We start from the raw sequence: 1,767 nt of genomic DNA, 5'->3' as shown, positions 1-1,767 counted from the left end.
AGGAAGACCCACAAAGGAAAGCGCCTCGGTGAAGAACAAAAAGCCGCAGGCCGGGGCCACTTCTACGCTTGACAGGCCCGGCCCTCATGGGTGGGAAGGTGAGGCTTGTCGAAGGTCTCTGTCATCCCAGCAGGAAGGCACTTTCTGCGTGCACACTACCGGGTCGCGCCCCAAGCTCGTCGTCTCGGCTGACGGCCACGGGGTGGTCAGCCATGCTGGGTCCCGTCTGCTGGCCGATCTCGCTGACGCCACCGGCCTGACCGCCGCGTTCACCGACGCGCTGCGCCGCCTGCGGCCACGCGGCACCGGACACAACCCAGGCAGGATCGCGGTGGACGTGGCGGTGATGCTCGCCGACGGCGGCGAAGCCATCGCCGACTTGGCCCTACTGCGCGACCAGGCCGAGGTCTTCGGCCCGGTGGCCTCTACCCCGACCGCCTGGCGCCTCCTGGCGGGCATCGACCACACGGCACTGGCAGCACTGCGCACGGCCCGAGCTGCAGCGCGCGAGGTCGCCTGGCTGCAGGCCGCGGAGACGGACAGCGGCATACCCGCGGCCCAGGCTGGCGGGCGGGACCTGCCCGGGCTGGTCATTGATATGGACGCCACCCTGGTCACCTGCCACTCCGAGAAAGAGCAGGCCGCAGCCACCTACAAGCGGGGCTTCGGCTATCACCCGCTGTTGTGCTTCCTGGACAACACCGGTGAAGCCCTGGCCGGACTGCTGCGGCCAGGCAACGCCGGCGCCAACACCGCCGCCGACCACATCACCGTCCTCGATGCGGCGCTCGCCCAGATCCCCGACGACCGCCGCCACGGCACCCCCATCCTCGTCCGCACCGACAGCGCCGGAGGAGCCAAAGCGTTCCTGGCTCACCTGCGGGCCCTACGCGCCCGAGGCGTCCACACATCCTTCTCGGTCGGACATCCCGTCACCGAGCCGGTCCGCCGCGCGATCCGCGCCCTGCCCGATGAGGTCTGGCACCCCGCGCTGGAGCAGGACGGCACCCTGCGCATCGGCGCCGAGGTCGCCGAGCTGACCGGCATGGTCGACCTGGACGGCTACCCCGACGGCACCCGGATCATCGTCCGCCGCGAGCGCCCGCACCCCGGCGCCCAACTGTCTGTGTTCGACCTCGACGAGGGCATGCGCCACCAGGCCTTTCTGACCGACACCCCCTACGGCGAAGGCTCGCTGCAGCACCTGGAGGTCCGTCACCGCGCGCACGCACGCGTCGAGGACCGCATCCGCTGCGGAAAGTCCACCGGCTTCGGCCGCTTCCCCTCCCGCCACTTCACCCTCAACCAAGCGTGGCTGGAGCTGTCCCTGGCCGCCACCGACCTGCTCGCCTGGACCCAGACCCTGCTGCTGGAAGGAGAGTTGGTCACCGCCGAGCCAAAGAAGCTGCGCTACCGACTGCTGCACGCAGCCGCCCGCATCACTCACGGCGGCCGCCGCCTTCGCCTGCGGATCGCCGCGACCTGGCCCTGGCGGCACGAACTCATCAATGCCTTCGCCCGCCTCACGGCACTACCGCGACCGGCTACCTGACCTGCGGCACTGTCCCTGCCCGCCCACCACCGAGGAACCCGTTGGAGACCCCGGCCCGAGCGTCGGGCCCAAGCCATGCCCACTCAACGCCAAGGGCCGACAGAACCAGTCCTCCGCCATCACCCCACCCATGAGGGCCGGGCCTGTCAAGCGTAGAAGTGGCCCCGGCCTGCGGCTTTTTGTTCTTCACCGAGGCGCTTTCCTTTGTGGGTCTT

General features: G+C 70.0%; 1 protein-coding gene. It reads left to right on the top strand.

Translation table 11 applies throughout. From position 1 onward, the window contains the following. The first annotated feature begins 148 nt into the window (after nucleotides 1-148). Nucleotides 149-1,552, top strand: coding sequence for an IS1380 family transposase (locus ABZ904_RS51140; RefSeq protein ID WP_361831190.1), 1,404 nt, complete (start codon nucleotides 149-151; stop codon nucleotides 1,550-1,552). Nucleotides 1,553-1,767: the final 215 nt, after the last annotated feature.

Origin of the sequence: Streptomyces sp. NPDC046900, assembly GCF_040644975.1 — a bacterium.
In the GTDB taxonomy this organism is placed as follows: Bacteria; Actinomycetota; Actinomycetes; order Streptomycetales; family Streptomycetaceae; genus Streptomyces.
This window is presented reverse-complemented; position numbering and strand designations above follow the sequence as displayed.